Raw genomic sequence first — 18,018 nt, 5'->3', positions numbered from 1 at the left:
CTCATCACGATTTTAATGAAATCTGGGTTGAGGTCTCTCTGAACACACCGGCACAGCTCTCTTTGCCACTTTATCTGCCTGACGACGAAACGTTTGCAAGTTTCTGGCCGGGAGATAACGCCTCTTTACTGGCCGCACTGCAAAACGTGCTGCGCCAGGAGCATAGCGGATACATCTATCTCTGGTCGCGTGAAGGCGCCGGCCGCAGCCATTTGCTGCATGCTGCCTGTGCTGAATTATCGCAGCGTGGTGATGCCGTTGGCTATGTGCCGCTGGACAAGCGCACCTGGTTTGTACCGGAAGTGCTCGACGGGATGGAACACCTGTCGTTAGTCTGTATCGACAATATTGAATGTGTCGCGGGTGATGAAGAGTGGGAGATGGCGATTTTTGATCTCTACAACCGCATTCTGGAATCCGGAAAAACGCGGTTACTGATCACCGGCGATCGTCCTCCACGGCAGTTAAAGCTGGGGTTGCCCGATCTGGCCTCGCGTCTGGATTGGGGGCAAATCTACAAGCTGCAACCGCTGTCGGATGAAGATAAGCTGCAGGCGCTACAGCTACGCGCCCGACTGCGCGGATTTGAACTCCCGGAAGACGTGGGGCGCTTCTTGCTCAAACGGCTCGACAGAGAAATGCGCACGCTGTTTATGACGCTCGATCAGCTTGATCACGCCTCCATCTCCGCGCAGCGCAAATTGACCATTCCGTTCGTGAAAGAAATTCTGAAGCTCTAGCCGAAATACAAGATTACGCATCGCAGTCGGTCTGATAAGCGTAGCACCATCGGGCAGAACGGTACGGATGCCGGAGGGCGACGTCGCCTTATCCGGCCTGATTACCCAAACAAACGCCCTCACTCAGAGGGGGAATCCTCAACTGCCAGATCGTTAAGTAAATGCTGCATCAGCAGTGGAATCGGTCTGCCCGATGCCACGCTTCTTCCCCCTTCGCGCCACAACGCCGTACCGCTGACGTCGAGATGCGCCCATGGAATCGTCGCCGGACAAAAATGATGAAGCAACCAGGCCGCCGATGCGCTGATTGCCGCGTTGTTAGTCGGCGTATTGCACAGATCGGCAATCGCGCTCTCCGTTTGTTTTTTCAGGTGAGCGTCCAATGGCAGCGACCAGACTCTATCTCCGCTCTGTTCACCGGCAACGGTTAACGCCGCACGCAGTGCGCTATCCTGAGTCATCAACCCACTCAGCTCATAGCCCAGCGCTTTCACCACGGCGCCGGTCAGCGTTGCTAAATCAATAATATAGCGAGTCTCTTTGTGGCGCTGGCTGGCCCAGGCAATGGCGTCAGCAAGTACCAGTCGTCCTTCGGCGTCGGTGTTGTTGATCTCCACCGTCATCCCGTTACAGGCGCGTGCTACGTTACCCGGTTGCATGGCGTCGGGACCAATGGCGTTTTCCGCCAGCGCCAGTACGCCCATGACTCGAACCGGCAGCGCCAGCCGGGCAATACTCAGCATCAGCCCAAGCACGTTGGCTGCGCCGCACATGTCGTACTTCATGGTGTACATGCCCGCGCCTTCTTTCAGCCACAAACCGCCGGTGTCGAAAGTGATGCCTTTCCCGACATAGCTGCGCACCGGGCCGCTGCTGACGCCGTCGTAATGAATCGCCAGCAGGCGGGGCGGGCGGCTGGAGCCTTTCCCCACGGCGTGCAGCAAGCCAAGGCCTTGCGCTACGATGGCCTGTTCGTCCAGCACTTCGCAGCGCAGGTCAGGGTAAGCCGCGCATAGACGTTGGGCCTCTTCGACAACGAACTGCGGCGTACACTGCTCGGATGGCATATCCGCCAGGCGGCGGGCGGCGACCATGCCGTTGGCAATGGCCTGCTGCCGACGGAAAATTTTCTCTAACGCTTCCTGCTGTTCGGGTAAACAAAGCGCCGTTATGTGGTCGAGTCTTATCGTCGCGTTGTCTGTAGTTTTCAGTTGCAGGTCGTCAAGGCGATGTACCTGATTGAACAGAAAACGCAGAACCTGAAGCAGCACGGTTTCGTGTATTTCGCGAACATCAATGATCACGTGAGAACTGACCGGAGTGGTGAACAGTGGACGTAATGCGTTCAGCAAACCGTCGGTCAGGTTGTCCTGCCACAGTGCTGATGGAATGAGGGTGATGCGTTTGTAAGGGGCGCAGCCAAAACAGGTATCCGCCATGTTACCCGTGGCACGCATTTCGTTTATCAGCGCGGTGTCTGGTAACTGTTGGCTTGTGGGACGGGCAATCAGGTGCGCGTTGGGTTGCGCCTCTGAAAGGGACTGAATCAACTGATATGTCATCATTATTCTTCCTCTATTGGCGCACGGATCCGTGCCGCATAGGCCTGCATCCACGCCTCATCGACTGGCTGGTAATACGTCTTTTCGTGCCGACGTTCCGCGAGATAGACGGTGAGTGGATGACTGGCGGTGGCAACGGTAAACGAGAAGGTTTTGATATTGGTCGCCGCGCCAAATTCTCCCCGGTGATTCATACACACGACGGATAAATCGCCCACCCTGCCAAAGCGGGACATCAGGTTGTCCTCCAGTTCAAAAACCACGGAGTCCGCAGCCTGCTGCGGCGTCATGCCCTGTGCCATACGGCGAACGATTTCGTAGCTGGTGCACCCCTTCATCAGGTCTTCGCCAACGCCAGTGGCGGTCGCGGCGCCGATTTGACTGTCGCAGTAGAAGCCGGAACCAATAATCGGGGAATCTCCCAGACGACCGCGTTTTTTCATAAACAGACCGCTGGTAGAGGTCGCCACGCTCATCGAACCTTGTGTGTCCAGTCCGATAATGCCGACGGTATCATGGCCGTCATAAGGACTCAGTCCCTTATCCAGCGTCTCGCGGCAGCGTTTGCGATAGTGTTGGATGGCACGGTCGGTAAGCATGGTTTTTTCTGCAAACCCCTGGCTTAACGCCCATTCTCGGGCACCCTGGCCGACAAGCAGGCTGTTATACCGTTGACGACTCAGGGCGTGCGCAACGCGTACCGGATTGGCGATATCCACGAGATTGCCCACGGCGCCGAACGCCAGCGTGTCGCCATCCATGAATGCGGCATCCAGTTCCACCTCACCCTTTTCGGTTGGCAGTCCGCCGTAGCCAACGGACTTGTATAATGGGAAGTCCTCAACTGCGGCAACGGCATCGACTACCGCACTGGCCGCTGTTTGGCCTGCAGCCAGCGCGGAAGCGGACTCAGTAACGCCTTCAAGCGCCATTCGCCAGGTGGCGATAATTCCCCACATGTTTTACTCCTGTTTAACGGGTGTACTCTCGTTTTGTGCCAGCGTGGTGACTTCCGCCGCGCGGTACTGTTTATCGACAATGCGCATAAATGGCAGATAGAGCATTGCGCCAATCAGTAAATTGATGATCTGCATGACGCTACCGCTGAGATGGCCTGTGACGATAAAACCACTGATAACCGGCGGCAGCGTCCATGGAATAAACACGCCCGTCGTGACGGCAACAGCGCCAATTTTCATTGCGACGTACTGGATGGTGACTAACACCAGAGGCACCAGGTTGAACGGTATTAGCATGATGGGGTTCATGATGACCGGCAGACCGAACAGAATGGGTTCGTTGATATTGAAAATCGATGCGCCAGCCCCCAGTCGGGCCACTTCCCGCATGTTTTTACTGCGGGCAAAAATCAGCATTGCGATAACCAGCGATAAGGTTGCGCCAGCGCCCCCCATCCAGATCATGTCAAAAAACTGCTCGGTGATAATATGCGGTGGCGTAACGCCCGCCTGAATGGCGGCGATGTTATCCGTCTGGTTCTCCATCCACAGTGGCCGGATAATGCCGTTGATCATTGAGCCAGAGTTAATCCCTACCGACCATAAAATCGTGATGCTGAAAACCGTCATCAGCGCGCCAAAATAGGAGGTGCCATAGTGACGAACCGGCGTCGCAACCACTTCATAGATAAAGCGGTGAATTGTCTGGTAGTGGGTATTTTCAAACAGGATGCGAATAATCAGCACCAGGATCATTACCAACAGGGCGGGGATCAGCGCGGCAAATGATTCCTGCACAGCAGGCGGAACCCCTTCGGGCATCTTGATAACCAGTTTTTTGCGTTTCAGCCAGCAGAACAATTCCGTCCACAGCAACGAGCCAATCATTGCCACAAATAGCCCTTTAGTGCCGATCCATTCTACTGGTATCACGGTGATGCCGCCGTTATCCGCAACTTTGATAAACGGGGTGAGGATCAGGAAGCAGACCAGCGCCAGGATGCCGCAGGAGATACGGTCTTCACCGTAATGTTCCGCCAGACGGTAGGCAACCAGGAAACTGATGAACAGTGACATCGTTGAGAACACCGCGTTAAACGGGATCTCGATAATACTGCTCCAGCTTTCACCAAACGCGCCAGACATAAATTGCTGATAGGTCTGGTTCGGAAAGGAGGAAATAACCAGCAGAATGGAGCCGACGATAATGAACGGCATAAAGGAAACATAGGCGCCGCGGATCGCGCCCAGGTGACGCTGCTGCGCCGTTTTGGCCGCAAGCGGCATCAGTTTTGCTTCAAGAAATCCCAGAACATTGTTCATTGTGAACTCCGTACAAGATCGGATGAGAGTATTTATGGTATGCCAGAGGATTATCAGGGAAGCTCCGCAGTCGAAAGGTGAATCTGGTCACAATGTGTTCGCCTTATAAATATAAATCTCATATCATTAGTTATCTCTTTGGAAAAGGATTTGGCGATGGAAATAAAACTGCATGCCAATGCCACCACGACACCGCGCATCCGTCGTTATCTGCAGCAGTCGGATAAAAGCGACAGAGCGCTGGCCGCTGAGCTGGGGATTTCCGTCACCACGGTCAGGCGCTGGCGACAACGTGAGCAGACTGCCGATCGGCAAACTACGCCGAAAGTGATACACAAAGCGATGAGACAAGAGCAGATTGCGCTGATTAACGGACTGCGGGATGCGACCGGCGCGCCGTTAGATGAGCTTTTGTTACTGGTCAATGAAGGGCTGGGCATTCACGTTTCCCGTGCGACGCTAAATCGTTATCTTAAACCTGCAAGGTTGATGCGTCAGGGGACACCTTTGCAGGGGAAAAAGGCACTGAAGGCCGGGCATTTCCCTCATGTGCTTGAGGTGCATCACCTCCCGCTTTCACTGCATATGGAGGATAGCGGGGAGCATCATGTGCTCTGGGCTCGTGAACCGGTGAGCGGCTGGTGCTACGCGCGACTGTATGCCGGGATTTCGCCGCATCTGGTCATGAAATGGCTGGATGCGCTGCTGACAGCCTGTCCGGCTGATATACAATCTATTGAGACATTCTTTTCTGACACCCATCTTGATGGGCTGGAACAGGGGTTGATAGCTCGAGGGATGACGCACAACATAAACCATAACGTGCAGAATGCGATTCAGGTTAACCTTCCGCTGGTGGCGATTGTGCCGCGGGTAAAGGACGTATCCGCCAGTCAACTGCTGGCAGAGATTTGCGAAAGTTATAATACCGGCAAGGCGCAGAAAAAACTGGGGGAGATGACGCCGCAGGCTTTTCTCGAAGCACTACGGCGGGAGTGATTAGCCGATGATTTCCAGCACGTGTTCCGGTGGACGGCCAATACGCGCCTGGCCGTTCGCCACCACAATTGGACGTTCCATCAGTTTCGGGTGTTCCACCATCGCCTGAATCAATTCATCTTCACTCAGACTGCTGTCAGCCAGGTTGAGCGACGCGTAGAGATCCTCTTTTCGGCGCATCAGTTCCCGGGCGCTTTCCATGCCCAGCATCTTCAACAACTGACGCAGCGTTGCGGCATCGGCAGGCGTTTCCAGGTAAAGCACCACTTCTGGCTCCACACCGTGCGATTGCAGCAGGTTCAGCGTTTCGCGGCTCTTGGAGCAGCGCGGGTTATGGTAGATTTTTACGGCCTTTGACATGGAGAATCCTTTTTACATTTTCGTGTACGGCTTAAAGCGTTCCTGCAACTGGCGCAGTTGGTCGATGCGCGCATCGTAACGAGCCTGTTGTTGGCTGCCCAGCTTCACTTGCGAACTGGCGCTGCTCAGTAACGAGATGGCCTGATCGAGACGGCCCGCCAACGCATACCCTTCCGCACGCGCGGCCAGTTCCTGATCGCGGTTATACAGCGCGGCTTCCGCCTGCGCCAACAGATCCCAGCCGTTGGCGTCGTCCTTGTTATTAAAGGTATAACGGTTAAGGATGGTTGCCGCTTCTTGTGGCTGACCGCCCTGTAGCAGGGCGTTCGCAAGGTTAAGTTGCAAAACCGGGTTGACTCGCAAATCACGCGCTTTTTTCAGTCGGGCAATCGCGTCACTGGTTTTCTTTTGTCCGAGGTCGATGTCGGTGGCCAGATCCAGATACCAGGCGTTATTGGGCTCAGCGGACAGCAGCGGTTGCAGCGCTTTGCGAGCCTCGTCGTATTTATTGGCTTTCATCGCCTGTAACGCACGGCCATACTGCGCTGCGCGCTGCTGTCGGACGTTACCTTTTGCCCACTCGTCGAGCATGTCGCTGGTCAGTTGGTTTCGCCCGGAGTTATACATCCCCAGAGTTCGCACTTTCGCCAGATAGAAATCTTCAGAGGATTGCACCACCACCGGACGCATCTGGTTTGCGCGATTGCGGGTATCTGAAAGACGACTTTCCGGCAGGGGGTGGGTCAGCAAAATTTCAGGCGGACGCGAGGAGTAACGCGCCTGGTCGAGCAGTTTTTCCAGGAAGGTCGGCATCGCCTGCGGATCGAATCCAGAACGTTGTAAAACCTGAATGCCGATACGGTCTGCTTCCTGTTCATTTTGCTGCGTGAAGCTAATCATCCCTTGACGCGATCCCGCCAGCGTGCCGGTGAGCGCGGCCATCCCGGCCTGAGGGCTCGCCATCGCCAATAGAATGGAGCCTAACGCGCCAACCCAGGTCAGCGGCGCGCTGCGTTTCTGATCTTCCATGGCGCGCGCAAGGTGGCGCTGGGTGACGTGCGAGATTTCGTGCGCCATAACTGAGGCGAGCTGACTTTCGTTATCGGAATAGCGAAACAGGGCAGAGTGCAGCACGACGTTACCGCCAAAAAAAGCAAAGGCGTTGATTTCGTCATTGTTAATCAAAAAGAAATGGAAGGGCGTCTTGACCGAATCGGCGTGTGAAACCAGACGCATACCCAACCCATTAATGTACTGAACCAGCAGCGGATCGTTAATCAGCGGCGCGCTGCCACGCAGCTGGCGTACATAATAATCGCCCATCTGCATTTCCTGGCCGATGGAAAGCGTACTTGCCGCCGAGGTTCCCATGTCTGGCAAGCTGTCCGCGGAGTTTGCGAACGCGGGAGCCACCTGACTCAGGGTCAGCGCGGCAATGAGGGTAGCAACCAGGTTCTTCTTAAACTGCCTGAACATAACCTCTGTCCTGTTTTCTTTGAGATAGTCATTTGACCGATGCCGGGTCGTATCGTTCCGTGTCTGCCGACACAGGCAGTGTAACGGCGAAATTTGTCGATGAATACCCTGCACAAATGACTTTTCAGTTTCCAGAATCAGCAATAAAAAGCGAAGTCTTTTTTGTGACATTTCGATACAATTCGGGATCGCAATCCCGCTATTGAGGTTCAGGGAAGGTTTTATGCTCGAAATGTTGATGCAATGGTATCGCCGTCGCTTTAGCGACCCCGAGGCGATTGCCTTGCTGGTTATTCTGGTTGCCGGGTTTGGCATTCTTTTCTTTTTTAGCGGATTACTGGCACCGCTGCTGGTTGCCATTGTGCTGGCGTACCTGCTGGAATGGCCAACGGTGCGCCTCGAAGCCATCGGCTGCTCGCGCCGCTGGGCGACCTCTCTCGTGCTGATCGTATTTGTCGGCATTTTGCTGTTGATGGCCTTTGTGGTGATGCCGGTGGCATGGCAACAGGGGATCTTACTGATTCGCGACATGCCAGGCATGTTGAACAAACTGTCGGATTTTGCCGCCACGCTGCCGCGTCGTTATCCAGCCTTAATGGATGCGGGCATCATCGATGCGATGGCGGAAAATATGCGCACCCGCATGCTGACGATGGGCGATTCGGTAGTGAAATATTCGCTGGCCTCTTTGGTCGGACTGCTGACTCTGGCGGTCTATCTGGTGCTAGTGCCGCTGATGGTGTTCTTCCTCGTCAAAGATAAAGAGCAAATGCTGAACGCCGTGCGTCGTGTGCTGCCGCGTAATCGCGGGCTGGCGGGGCAGGTCTGGAAGGAGATGAACCAGCAAATCACTAACTACATCCGCGGCAAGGTGCTGGAGATGGTGGTGGTGGGCGTGGCGACCTGGCTGGGCTTCCTGATGTTTGGCCTCAACTACTCACTGCTACTGGCCGTGCTGGTGGGGTTCTCGGTACTCATTCCCTATATTGGCGCTTTTGTAGTCACTATTCCTGTGGTAGGCGTTGCGCTGTTCCAGTTCGGTCTGGGGACCGAGTTCTGGAGTTGTTTCGCCGTCTATTTGATTATCCAGGCGCTGGACGGCAACCTGCTGGTGCCGGTGCTGTTTTCTGAAGCAGTCAATTTGCATCCGCTGGTGATTATCCTGTCAGTGGTGATCTTTGGCGGCCTGTGGGGATTCTGGGGCGTGTTCTTCGCCATTCCGCTGGCGACGTTAATCAAGGCCGTTGTCCATGCCTGGCCGGATGCGCAGGTCGTTGACGAGTCCTGATGCGTTTATGTAACAGGGAAGTGGTGAACTGTGTGTTAGTCGATGCGCTCTGAGCGAAAGGCAAAAAGGTAGCGCGAGATAAAAAGGCGAGTGTAAAAAAGGACGCTTAAACAGACAGCCGATTACCCGGCCTACACACGGTAGGCCGGACAGGGCGTCAGCCGTCATCCGGCAGCGTGAAAGTCAGGCGTTTTCTTTCAGCCAGTTCAGCACCACATCGTGGTGATTACTGGTTTTGAAATCATCGAAAACGTGTTCAATCTTACCGTCAGCGTCAATCAAGAAGCTGATGCGATGGATCCCATCATAGGTTTTCCCCATAAAGGATTTCTCGCCCCAGACGCCAAACTGCTCGCAGACCTGATGATCCTCGTCGGACAGCAGGGTAAAGTTAAGCAGCTCTTTTTCGGCAAAACGGGAAAGCTTTTCAGGCTTGTCAGTGCTGATGCCCAGCACGTCTACACCTGCTTTTTTCAGCTCATCCATGTTATCTCGCAGGCCACAGGCCTGAACGGTACAGCCTGGCGTCATGGCTTTCGGATAGAAATAGACCAGCACACGCTGTCCCTGGAAGTCGGTCAAATTTACTTGTTCTCCGTCTTGATCCGGCAAGCTAAATTTCGGTGCGATGTCACCGGCTTTCAGTGGATTCATTACTTAACTCCATCCTGTTCATCATGTTGTGAATAATTAACAACGTTAATACTGCCTTGTGCATTGAGTTCTGTACATAGTGCTTTAAAGGCCTGTTCAATATTTGCGGCATCATCCGATGCCGGACTGTGGGCGGTAATCTGGATGTATAACTGCGCCGCCTTATCATTTTCAGCAGGTTGCGTGCGCGAAACCAGTTCCGCAATGTTCATTCGATGGTTATCAAACAGGGCTGTAAATCGTTCAATTAAATGTGGCGAATCCGGTACATCAACCTGAACCCATACCGTTGCCGGCATTGGCGGACGGGGATGCGCCGTCGTACGCTTCATCACAATCAGTAAATCCAGCTCTGCACCTTTCAACGGCAGGGTCGATTCGATCAGGGTGATGGCATTCCAGGTACCCGACAGCAGCATGATAAACGTAAACTCATCGCCCAACATGGCCAGGCGACTGTCTTCGATATTACAGCCGCAACTGCTGACATGGCGGGTGATCGTGTTCACAATTCCAGGGCGATCGGCACCCAGCGCAGTAATAACCAGGTAATGTTGCGATGAAGGTGTCAAACCTGTTCTTCCTTTGAGAGGTGGGGTAATCATAAGGAAAGCATAAAAAAAACCTGCATACAACAATCAGAAGGGCTCTCGTCGCTTGCTTTTATTGTCGTACCAAACGTAACATTGAGACACTTGTTTGCACAGAGGATGGCCCATGTTCACGGGAAGTATTGTCGCGCTTGTTACACCGATGGATGAAAAAGGTAATGTCTGCCGGTCAAGCCTGAAAAAACTGATTGATTATCATGTCGCCAGTGGCACCTCGGCGATCGTTTCTGTTGGCACTACCGGTGAGTCCGCTACGCTGAGTCATGATGAACATGGCGATGTGGTGATGATGACGCTGGAGCTGGCTGATGGGCGTATCCCGGTGATTGCCGGTACGGGCGCGAACGCGACCGCAGAAGCCATTAGTCTGACGCAGCGTTTCAATGACAGCGGAATTGTCGGCTGCCTGACGGTAACGCCTTACTACAACCGTCCGACTCAGGAAGGTTTGTTCCAGCATTTCAAAGCCATCGCGGAACATACTGACCTGCCCCAAATTCTGTATAATGTGCCATCCCGTACCGGTTGCGATATGCTGCCGGAAACCGTTGGTCGTCTGGCGGAATTAAAAAATATTGTCGCAATTAAAGAGGCGACAGGGAACTTAAGTCGGGTTCACCAGATCAAAGAGCTGGTTTCCGATGATTTTCTGCTGCTCAGCGGCGATGACGCGACCGCGATGGACTTTATGCAGTTAGGCGGTCATGGCGTGATCTCCGTGACGTCTAACGTTGCGGCGCGTGATATGGCGGAAATGTGCAAACTGGCGGCGGAAGGGCGTTTTGCCGAGGCGCGTACCATTAATCAGCGTCTGATGCCGTTACATAACAAACTGTTTGTCGAACCCAACCCAATCCCAGTGAAATGGGCATGTAAGGCGTTGGGCCTTGTGGCGACCGATACGCTGCGCTTGCCGATGACACCCATCACAGACAATGGTCGTGAAATTGTCAAAGCGGCGCTCAAGCATGCCGGTTTGCTGTAAAGTTTAGGGAGATTTGATGGCTTACTCAGTACAAAAGTCGCGCCTGGCCAGGGTTGCGGGTGTTTCGCTTGTTTTGCTGCTCGCGGCCTGTAGTTCTGACTCGCGCTACAAGCGCCAGGTGAGTGGTGATGAATCCTATCTGGAAGCCGCACCGCTTGCTGAACTTCATGCGCCTGCCGGTATGATTCTGCCGGTGACCACGAGCGACTACAACATTCCGGTCACCAACGGCAGCGGTGCCGTTGGGAAAGCGTTGGATATCCGTCCGCCAGCACAGCCGCTGGCGCTGGTTTCCGGTGCCCGGACCCAGTTTGCGGGCGATACCGCCACGCTGCTGGTGGAAAACGGGCGTGGAAATACGCTGTGGCCGCAGGTGGTCAGCGTGATTCAGTCTAAAAACTACACGATTGAAAAACGTGATGATGCCAGCCAGACGCTGACAACCGGTTGGGTTGACTGGAACCGTCTGGACGAAGACGAGCAGTACCGTGGCCGTTATCAAATCTCGGTTAAACCGCAGGGCTATCAGCAGGCGGTGATGGTGAAACTGGTCAACCTTGAGCAGGCCGGTAAGCCTGTGGCGGATGCCGCTTCACTGCAGCGTTATAGCACTGAGATGATGAACGTGATTTCTGCGGGCCTTGATAAGACCGCGACTGACGCCGCGAATGCTGCACAGAACCGTTCTGCCGCCACGATGGATGTGCAGAGCGCCGCGGATGACACCGGTTTACCGATGCTGGTGGTGCGTGGCCCATTCAACGTCGTCTGGCAGCGCCTCCCGGCAGCACTGGAGAAAGTCGGCATGAAAGTGACCGACAGTACCCGTTCGCAGGGGAGTATGGCTGTTACCTACAAACCGCTGTCCGATAGTGGCTGGCAGGAGCTGGGCGCTCGCGATCCAGGGCTCTCTTCCGGTGACTACAAACTGCAGGTCGGTGATTTAGACAACCGCAGCAGCTTGCAGTTTATCGATCCGAAGGGGCATACCCTGACGCAGAGCCAGAACGACGCGCTGGTTGCTATCTTCCAGGCAGCGTTTAGCAAGTAAAAAAACAGGGCTGGAGAAATCCGGCCCTTTTTATTTCCGTGCTACGCAAACGTGTGCGTGGCATAATATTCCCCGTTTTGAATACAAATGATCACACCCAGGAGTAATGAAGATGCAAAAGCAAGCTGAGTTGTATCGTGGTAAAGCGAAGACCGTATACAGCACGGAAAACCCGGACCTGTTGGTGCTCGAATTCCGCAATGATACGTCAGCAGGGGATGGCGCGCGCATTGAGCAGTTTGATCGTAAAGGTATGGTGAATAACAAGTTCAACTATTTCATCATGACCAAACTGGCCGAAGCGGGTATCCCGACGCAGATGGAGCGACTGCTCTCTGATACCGAATGTCTGGTGAAAAAGCTGGATATGGTGCCGGTCGAGTGCGTGGTGCGTAACCGTGCGGCAGGCTCTCTGGTTAAACGTCTGGGTATTGAAGAGGGCATCGAACTGAATCCGCCGTTATTCGACCTGTTCCTGAAAAACGATGCAATGCATGACCCAATGGTCAACGATTCCTACTGCGAAACCTTTGGTTGGGTGAGCAAAGAGAATCTGGCACGAATGAAAGAGCTGACCTATAAAGCGAACGATGTGCTGAAAAAAATGTTCGATGACGCAGGACTGATCCTCGTCGACTTCAAACTGGAGTTCGGTCTGTACAAAGGCGAAGTGGTGCTCGGCGATGAATTCTCTCCGGACGGTAGCCGTCTGTGGGACAAAGAGACCCTCGAGAAAATGGACAAAGACCGTTTCCGTCAGAGCCTGGGTGGTCTGATTGAAGCCTATGAAACCGTGGCGCGTCGTCTGGGTGTGAATCTCGACTAACTTACCTTTCGGGTCGGGGATGCTCTCCGACCCGCTCTTCGCACTTCAATCTTGTTTTCCTGTGGTAATCTTCCGCTGAACCGCCTACGATCATCATCATAACGAATAGAATGTTGAGGTAAGTATGCGCTGGCAAGGGCGTCGTGAAAGTGACAATGTGGAAGACAGGCGCAGCAGCTCAGGCGGTGGTCCCTCTCTGGGCGGGCCAGGATTTCGTCTGCCGAGCGGCAAAGGCGGAATTATTCTGCTCATCGTCGTGCTGGTTGCCGGGTATTACGGCGTCGATTTAACCGGACTGATGACGGGACAACCGGTCTCTCAGCAGCAGTCTCAGCGTTCCATCAGCCCGAATGAAGATGAAGCGGCAAAATTTACCTCGGTGATTCTGGCAACGACAGAAGACTCCTGGGGACAGCAGTTTGAAAAAATGGGGCGTACCTATCAACCGCCAAAGCTCGTGATGTACCGTGGTGCAACGCGAACTGGCTGCGGTACCGGACAATCCATCATGGGGCCGTTTTATTGCCCGGCGGATAGCACGGTCTATATCGATCTCTCCTTCTACGATGACATGAAAGACAAACTGGGCGCGGACGGTGATTTCGCTCAGGGGTATGTGATTGCTCACGAAGTCGGTCATCACGTCCAGAAACTGCTTGGCATCGAGCCGAAAGTGCGTCAGATGCAGCAGAACGCCTCGCAGGCGGAAATCAACCAACTCTCTGTCCGTATGGAACTACAGGCGGACTGCTTTGCCGGTGTCTGGGGCAACAGCATGCAGCAGCAGGGCGTACTGGAGTCCGGCGATCTGGAAGAAGCATTGAATGCCGCCGAAGCGATTGGCGACGATCGTCTCCAGCAGCAAAGTCAGGGGCGCGTCGTTCCGGACAGCTTCACCCACGGGACGTCAGAGCAGCGCTATCGCTGGTTTAAGCGCGGTTTCGATAGTGGCAATCCGGCGCAATGTAATACCTTTGGTAAAGGTTTTTAACTTCTGAGGCAGGGATGTCTGGTTACACCGCGCTGAATGCGTTAACCGCGCAAATGACCCGGGAGGGGATTCGCCGCCTGCTGGTGCTGAGCGGCGAGGCGTCCTGGTGTCATGAACAAGTACAGCACCTGCGCGACACGTTGCCCGGCGACTGGCTATGGGTTTCCCCTGATGCCGCCGCCGAACCCAGTTGCACGCCGCTGGCGCTGCAAACGTTACTGGGACGTGAATTCCACCATGCCGTTTTCGATGCTCTGGCCGGGTTTGATGCGGCGGCTTTTGCTGCCTTAAGCGGAACGCTGCGCGCGGGCAGTTGGCTGGTGTTACTCACGCCGCCACTGGCGCGCTGGCATCTCTGTCCTGATAATGATTCGCTGCGCTGGAGCGACTGCGCGCAACCTATTGCGACTCCCCATTTTATCCACCGCATTCGTCGCCTCATCGCGGCGGATGAACAGACGCTGTGCTGGCAACAGTCGCAGCCGTTTTGCGTACCGTATTTTTCAGAACGTCCTCACTGGCAGTCCGCAACCGGTGCGCCGCTGCCGGAACAGGCCGCTATTCTGACGCAACTGCTCCGGATGCCCGAAGGGATCGCCACGGTGACCGCCGCGCGTGGACGTGGGAAATCGGCGCTGGCCGGTCAGTTGATTTCACGTATTACGGGCAACGCCCTTGTGACGGCACCGGCGAAAGCGGCAACGGACGTGCTGGCGCAATTTGCCGGTGACCGTTTCCGCTTTATGGCGCCAGATGCGCTGCTGAGTGCGGAGGTTGATGCCGACTGGCTGGTGGTGGATGAGGCGGCGGCGATCCCTGCGCCGCTCCTTCAGCGTCTGGTTTCCCGTTTTCCGCGCGCCCTACTGACAACGACCGTACAGGGCTACGAAGGCACCGGACGCGGCTTTTTGTTAAAATTTTGCGCCCGCTTCCCGGAACGACAGCGTTATGAACTTCAGCAACCCGTCCGCTGGGCGCAGGGATGTCCGCTGGAGAAATGGGTTAGCGACGCGCTGGTTTTTGATGATGACGATTTTGCGACTACCCCGCAGGGCTGCATGGTGATTAGGCCTTTCGAACAGGACGCCTGGCAGACGCATCCGGAAATGCCTCTGGCGGTCTATCGGCTGCTTTCCGGGGCGCATTATCGTACCTCTCCGCTGGATCTACGCCGAATGATGGATGCGCCGGGGCAGCATTTTTTCCACGCCACCTGTGACAGGGAAATCGTCGGGGCACTCTGGCTGGTTGAGGAAGGCGGTCTTGCTCCCGAACTCAGCCAGGCGGTCTGGGCGGGATTTCGGCGACCGCGGGGGAATCTCGTCGCGCAGTCGCTGGCGGCACACGGTGGCGATCCGCTGGCGGCTACCCTGACCGGTCGTCGAATCAGTCGCATTGCCGTCCATCCGGGACGTCAGCGTGAGGGGATTGGACAACAGCTGATCGCGCAGGCTCATACGGCACACTGTGACTATCTTTCCGTGAGCTTTGGCTATACGCCGGAGCTGTGGCGCTTCTGGCAGCGCTGTGGTTTTATCCTGGTGCGGGTAGGCAACCACAAGGAGGCCAGTAGCGGCTGCTATACCGCAATGGCGCTCTTACCGCTAAGCGCGGCAGGCAGGCGCCTGACCGAATATGAGCACCACCGTTTGCGTCGCGATGCGGATATTCTTGCGCGGTGGAATGGGGAGGCGATCCCGGTTGAACCGCTGAAAGCGACTACGCTTAATGAAGATGACTGGCAGATGCTGGCAGGGTTTGCTTTCGCGCACCGTCCGTTGTTGACCTCTCTCGGTGGTCTGAACCGCCTGCTGTCGACCAGCGCGTTGCCGCTACCGGCGCTGCGGGGCAGCCTGCAAGCACACCTCAGCGATGCGGAACTCTGTGTGACATTGCGCCTTTCAGGGCGCAAAGCACTGCTGAAGCGTCAGCGGGAAGAGGCGGCGCAGGCGTTAGCCGGGCTGGATCCCGCACGGACTGAGCATGACCGTAATCGCATTCTGCAATGGCAATTTTTTCACTAACTCCTTCAATTTTCTGGCATGGTCATTGCGATTGAGCAGCGTAGAATTAACGACATCAGTTAAGGAGATCGCCATGAAACATGACCATTTTGTTGTTCAAAGTCCGGCCCAACCTGCTCAACAGCTGTTGCTGCTGTTTCATGGCGTGGGTGATAACCCCGTTGCGATGGGAGAGATTGGTTCGTGGTTTGCCCCTCTCTTCCCGGACGCGCTGGTGGTCAGTATCGGCGGCGTTGAGCCGAGCGGACCGGCATCCGGGCGGCAGTGGTTTTCCGTGCAAGGGGTGACGGAAGAGAACCGTCAGGCACGGATTGACGCTATCATGCCGGTGTTTATCGAAACCGTACGTTACTGGCAAAAACAGAGTGGCGTAGTGGCAAATGCCACGGCGCTGATTGGTTTCTCGCAGGGCGCGATTATGGCGCTGGAGAGCATCAAAGCCGAGCCTGGGCTGGCCTCGCGGGTGATTGCGTTTAACGGACGCTACGCCAGCCTGCCGGAAACGGCATCGACCGCCACCACGATTCATCTGATTCACGGTGGGGAAGACCGGGTCATTGAGCTTTCGCATGCGGTAGCCGCCCAGGATGCGCTGTTAAGCGCAGGCGGGGATGTCACGCTGGATATTGTGGAAGACCTCGGTCACGCGATTGACGACCGTAGCATGCAGTTTGCACTCGACCATTTGCGCTATACCGTGCCGAAGCACTACTTTGATGAAGCGCTCAGCGGCGGTACGCCGAACGATGATGACGTAATTGAGATGATCTAAAAGACAAAGCCGGAATGGGGAAACCCCTTCCGGCTCTGGTTTATTTCTTCGGTTGGTCTTTCTTCGGCCAATCGTCGTCGTCATCCCACTTATCGTTAAAATCACGATGCGGGGGAAGTTCCGGTTTATTCGCGAGGAATTTTTTGTGGTCGACGCGTTTGAGATCCTTGATCACATTCAGCAGCACACCTACCAAAAACACCAGCACCAGAATCCACCAATATTTTGCCAGCCAGTCCATGCGCGTTACCTCTTGCAGGAACCTCGTCAGGCGACGAGTTGTTCCATTATACGTTGATACATACGGGCAAGCAGTTGCAGGTCGGCGGCGTTCACACATTCATTAATTTTATGAATCGTGGCATTCACCGGACCGAGCTCTACGACCTGCGCCCCCATACGAGCGATAAACCGTCCATCGGACGTACCGCCCGTGGTCAGTAACTGCGGTTTAATTTCATTATAGTGCTCGATGGCGTTCACGACTGCATCCACCAGTTTCCCGCGATCGGTCAGGAACGGCTGGCCAGAGAGCCACCAGTCAACGGTATAGCGCAACTGATGTTTCTCGAGCAGCGCGTGCACCCGCGCTTTGATCATCTCGTCAGTCAGTTCGGTACTGAAACGGAAGTTGAACTGCACAAACAGTTCACCGGGGATGACGTTATTGCTACCGGTACCCGCCTGGACGTTGGCAATCTGCATGCTGGTGGCCGGGAAAAACTCATTGCCCTGATCCCACTCAATATTCACCAGTTCATTGAGCATCGGCGCGGCGCGATGTACCGGGTTATCCGCCAGGTGTGGATAGGCGACGTGACCCTGCACACCGTGGATAGTCAGGTTACAGGTGAGCGATCCGCGACGGCCGTTTTTCACCACGTCACCCACGACTTCGGTACTTGAGGGTTCGCCGACCAGACAGTAATCCAGGCGCTCATTTCGCGCCATCAGCGCCTCAACCACCTTAACGGTGCCGTTTTTCGCGCTGGCCTCTTCATCGGAGGTGATCAGGAACGCCAGGCGCCCTTTGTGGTTCGGGTGCTGAGCGACAAAACGCTCTGCCGCCACCACCATGGCCGCCAGCGAACCTTTCATATCCGCCGCGCCGCGGCCGAACAACATCCCGTCGCGGATGGTTGGCTCGAAAGGTGGGTTGATCCAGCGATCGGCATCGCCCGCCGGCACGACGTCGGTGTGACCGGCAAACGCCAGCGTCTCACCTTGTCCGCGCCATGCCCAAAAATTCTGTGTATCCGCAAAATCCATGCGCTCAACGGTAAAACCGATCGCGCGCAGGCGTTCAATCATCAACGCCTGACATCCGGCATCATCCGGGCTCAGGGAAGGGCGGCGAATAAGCTGTTGTGTCAGCTCAATAACCGGGCACGACATAG

At 55.3% G+C, this 18,018-nt stretch carries 18 protein-coding genes; 9 read left to right on the top strand and 9 right to left on the bottom strand.

What is annotated here, in order from left to right; all coding sequences use genetic code 11:
* Positions 1-38: 38 nt before the first annotated feature.
* Positions 39-740 carry a DnaA inactivator Hda gene (locus C2U53_RS28805; RefSeq protein ID WP_061069784.1) on the top strand — a complete coding sequence of 234 codons (702 nt, stop codon included), beginning with the start codon at positions 39-41 and terminating at the stop codon, positions 738-740.
* Between the two features lie 119 nt (positions 741-859).
* On the opposite strand, the gene C2U53_RS28800 is transcribed toward C2U53_RS28805, so the two are convergent.
* From C2U53_RS28800 to celB, 3 genes are read right to left on the bottom strand one after another with little or no spacing between them, the layout of a single operon-like run.
* Positions 860-2,305, bottom strand: a complete 1,446-nt coding sequence (locus C2U53_RS28800) for a M17 family metallopeptidase (RefSeq protein ID WP_104446831.1) — start codon at positions 2,303-2,305, stop codon at positions 860-862.
* Positions 2,305-3,261: a N(4)-(beta-N-acetylglucosaminyl)-L-asparaginase gene (locus tag C2U53_RS28795; RefSeq protein WP_042999853.1), complete on the bottom strand. Its 957-nt coding sequence runs from the start codon at positions 3,259-3,261 to the stop codon at positions 2,305-2,307. The genes C2U53_RS28800 and C2U53_RS28795 overlap by 1 nt, the downstream gene beginning before the upstream one ends.
* A gap of 3 nt (positions 3,262-3,264) precedes the next feature.
* The gene (gene celB, locus C2U53_RS28790; protein ID WP_042999854.1) at positions 3,265-4,584 is read right to left on the bottom strand and encodes a PTS cellobiose transporter subunit IIC; all 1,320 of its coding nucleotides are present in this window, start codon (positions 4,582-4,584) and stop codon (positions 3,265-3,267) included.
* Between the two features lie 156 nt (positions 4,585-4,740).
* Between celB and C2U53_RS28785 the strand changes: the two genes are divergently transcribed.
* Positions 4,741-5,583 carry a helix-turn-helix domain-containing protein gene (locus tag C2U53_RS28785; protein WP_104446830.1) on the top strand — a complete coding sequence of 281 codons (843 nt, stop codon included), beginning with the start codon at positions 4,741-4,743 and terminating at the stop codon, positions 5,581-5,583.
* Here the strand turns inward: C2U53_RS28785 and arsC are convergent, their stop codons facing one another.
* Positions 5,584-5,943 (bottom strand): arsenate reductase (glutaredoxin), encoded by a 360-nt coding sequence (gene arsC / locus C2U53_RS28780; RefSeq protein WP_042999856.1) that lies wholly within the window; start codon positions 5,941-5,943, stop codon positions 5,584-5,586.
* A gap of 12 nt (positions 5,944-5,955) precedes the next feature.
* A complete protein-coding gene (gene bepA, locus C2U53_RS28775; RefSeq protein WP_104446829.1) occupies positions 5,956-7,419 on the bottom strand; it encodes a beta-barrel assembly-enhancing protease in 1,464 nt (487 codons plus the stop codon).
* A 223-nt stretch (positions 7,420-7,642) separates the two neighbouring features.
* Here bepA and C2U53_RS28765 point away from each other — a divergent pair, with 223 nt between their 5' ends.
* Positions 7,643-8,707, top strand: a complete 1,065-nt coding sequence (locus C2U53_RS28765) for an AI-2E family transporter (RefSeq protein WP_042999858.1) — start codon at positions 7,643-7,645, stop codon at positions 8,705-8,707.
* A gap of 183 nt (positions 8,708-8,890) precedes the next feature.
* On the opposite strand, the gene bcp is transcribed toward C2U53_RS28765, so the two are convergent.
* The gene (gene bcp, locus C2U53_RS28760) at positions 8,891-9,361 is read right to left on the bottom strand and encodes a thioredoxin-dependent thiol peroxidase (protein WP_042999859.1); all 471 of its coding nucleotides are present in this window, start codon (positions 9,359-9,361) and stop codon (positions 8,891-8,893) included.
* The gene (locus C2U53_RS28755) at positions 9,361-9,933 is read right to left on the bottom strand and encodes a glycine cleavage system transcriptional repressor (protein WP_042999860.1); all 573 of its coding nucleotides are present in this window, start codon (positions 9,931-9,933) and stop codon (positions 9,361-9,363) included. The genes bcp and C2U53_RS28755 overlap by 1 nt, the downstream gene beginning before the upstream one ends.
* Positions 9,934-10,078: 145 nt before the next feature.
* Here C2U53_RS28755 and dapA point away from each other — a divergent pair, with 145 nt between their 5' ends.
* The 6 genes from dapA (at position 10,079) to ypfH (ending at position 16,621) form a co-directional block, all read left to right on the top strand.
* Positions 10,079-10,957, top strand: coding sequence for a 4-hydroxy-tetrahydrodipicolinate synthase (gene dapA, locus C2U53_RS28750; protein ID WP_042999861.1), 879 nt, complete (start codon positions 10,079-10,081; stop codon positions 10,955-10,957).
* 16 nt (positions 10,958-10,973) lie between these two features.
* On the top strand, positions 10,974-12,008 hold the full coding sequence (gene bamC, locus C2U53_RS28745; RefSeq protein ID WP_042999862.1) for an outer membrane protein assembly factor BamC: 1,035 nt from the start codon (positions 10,974-10,976) through the stop codon (positions 12,006-12,008).
* Positions 12,009-12,120: 112 nt separating this feature from the next.
* Positions 12,121-12,834, top strand: a complete 714-nt coding sequence (purC, locus tag C2U53_RS28740; RefSeq protein WP_042999863.1) for a phosphoribosylaminoimidazolesuccinocarboxamide synthase — start codon at positions 12,121-12,123, stop codon at positions 12,832-12,834.
* Between the two features lie 124 nt (positions 12,835-12,958).
* On the top strand, positions 12,959-13,825 hold the full coding sequence (locus tag C2U53_RS28735) for a neutral zinc metallopeptidase (RefSeq protein ID WP_042999864.1): 867 nt from the start codon (positions 12,959-12,961) through the stop codon (positions 13,823-13,825).
* A 14-nt stretch (positions 13,826-13,839) separates the two neighbouring features.
* On the top strand, positions 13,840-15,849 hold the full coding sequence (locus tag C2U53_RS28730; RefSeq protein ID WP_104446828.1) for a tRNA(Met) cytidine acetyltransferase TmcA: 2,010 nt from the start codon (positions 13,840-13,842) through the stop codon (positions 15,847-15,849).
* Positions 15,850-15,922: 73 nt separating this feature from the next.
* Positions 15,923-16,621 carry an esterase gene (ypfH, locus tag C2U53_RS28725; protein ID WP_042999866.1) on the top strand — a complete coding sequence of 233 codons (699 nt, stop codon included), beginning with the start codon at positions 15,923-15,925 and terminating at the stop codon, positions 16,619-16,621.
* Positions 16,622-16,661: 40 nt separating this feature from the next.
* On the opposite strand, the gene C2U53_RS28720 is transcribed toward ypfH, so the two are convergent.
* Complete coding sequence (locus C2U53_RS28720) at positions 16,662-16,862, bottom strand: YpfN family protein (RefSeq protein ID WP_012906607.1); 201 nt, start codon at positions 16,860-16,862, stop codon at positions 16,662-16,664.
* Positions 16,863-16,888: 26 nt separating this feature from the next.
* Positions 16,889-18,016, bottom strand: coding sequence for a succinyl-diaminopimelate desuccinylase (gene dapE / locus C2U53_RS28715; RefSeq protein ID WP_042999867.1), 1,128 nt, complete (start codon positions 18,014-18,016; stop codon positions 16,889-16,891).
* Positions 18,017-18,018: the final 2 nt, after the last annotated feature.

Origin of the sequence: Citrobacter sp. CFNIH10, from assembly GCF_002934585.1 — a bacterium.
GTDB lineage: Bacteria > Pseudomonadota > Gammaproteobacteria > Enterobacterales > Enterobacteriaceae > Citrobacter_A > Citrobacter_A amalonaticus.
Note: the sequence above shows the minus strand (reverse complement) of the source record. Positions and strands in the feature narration are given on the sequence as shown.

Coding starts and splice junctions, on each gene's coding strand:
- C2U53_RS28800 (WP_104446831.1), bottom strand. CDS start 2,305: ATGATGACATATCAGTTGATTCAGTCCCTTTCAGAGGCGCAACCCAAC.
- C2U53_RS28795 (WP_042999853.1), bottom strand. CDS start 3,261: ATGTGGGGAATTATCGCCACCTGGCGAATGGCGCTTGAAGGCGTTACT.
- celB (WP_042999854.1), bottom strand. CDS start 4,584: ATGAACAATGTTCTGGGATTTCTTGAAGCAAAACTGATGCCGCTTGCG.
- C2U53_RS28785 (WP_104446830.1), top strand. CDS start 4,741: ATGGAAATAAAACTGCATGCCAATGCCACCACGACACCGCGCATCCGT.
- arsC (WP_042999856.1), bottom strand. CDS start 5,943: ATGTCAAAGGCCGTAAAAATCTACCATAACCCGCGCTGCTCCAAGAGC.
- bepA (WP_104446829.1), bottom strand. CDS start 7,419: ATGTTCAGGCAGTTTAAGAAGAACCTGGTTGCTACCCTCATTGCCGCG.
- C2U53_RS28765 (WP_042999858.1), top strand. CDS start 7,643: ATGCTCGAAATGTTGATGCAATGGTATCGCCGTCGCTTTAGCGACCCC.
- bcp (WP_042999859.1), bottom strand. CDS start 9,361: ATGAATCCACTGAAAGCCGGTGACATCGCACCGAAATTTAGCTTGCCG.
- dapA (WP_042999861.1), top strand. CDS start 10,079: ATGTTCACGGGAAGTATTGTCGCGCTTGTTACACCGATGGATGAAAAA.
- bamC (WP_042999862.1), top strand. CDS start 10,974: ATGGCTTACTCAGTACAAAAGTCGCGCCTGGCCAGGGTTGCGGGTGTT.
- purC (WP_042999863.1), top strand. CDS start 12,121: ATGCAAAAGCAAGCTGAGTTGTATCGTGGTAAAGCGAAGACCGTATAC.
- C2U53_RS28735 (WP_042999864.1), top strand. CDS start 12,959: ATGCGCTGGCAAGGGCGTCGTGAAAGTGACAATGTGGAAGACAGGCGC.
- C2U53_RS28730 (WP_104446828.1), top strand. CDS start 13,840: ATGTCTGGTTACACCGCGCTGAATGCGTTAACCGCGCAAATGACCCGG.
- ypfH (WP_042999866.1), top strand. CDS start 15,923: ATGAAACATGACCATTTTGTTGTTCAAAGTCCGGCCCAACCTGCTCAA.
- C2U53_RS28720 (WP_012906607.1), bottom strand. CDS start 16,862: ATGGACTGGCTGGCAAAATATTGGTGGATTCTGGTGCTGGTGTTTTTG.
- dapE (WP_042999867.1), bottom strand. CDS start 18,016: ATGTCGTGCCCGGTTATTGAGCTGACACAACAGCTTATTCGCCGCCCT.